Annotated in this window: 1 pseudogene; it reads left to right on the top strand. The window is 80.6% G+C overall.

The window, feature by feature from the left end:
- A pseudogene (locus ACLBXP_RS25305) lies at positions 1 to 381 on the top strand (glycosyl transferase); the annotation flags it as partial.

Raw genomic sequence — 381 nt, 5'->3', positions numbered from 1 at the left:
TGGTCCGGGGCCGTCGCCCTGCCCCCGGAGATCGATTTCCTCGCCGCCCAGGGGGTCGCCCCGGCGCTCCTCGTCGAGGCGGTGCGCCTCGCGGCGGCGAGCGGCACGGTCGCCGCCACCGCCCTCCTGGGGGCGGGGCTCCTCGGCGAGGAGGCGTATTACCGGGCGCTCGCCCGGGCGCTGCGCACCCCCTTCCTCGACGGCGCCATTCCCCTCGGCCCGACGCTCCGCGTCCCCGAAGACCTGGTGCGCGGGGCCGCGCCCCTCGCCCCCGGCGCCCCGGCGACCCTGGTGATCGCGCCTCTGGTGATCGCGCCGCGGGGCGATGCCATCGTCCGCCTGCGCTCGGCCCGGCGCCCGCCCGGCCCCCTGCCCGCCCTC

Source organism: Methylobacterium sp. A54F (genome assembly GCF_053346035.1).
Note: the sequence above shows the minus strand (reverse complement) of the source record. Positions and strands in the feature narration are given on the sequence as shown.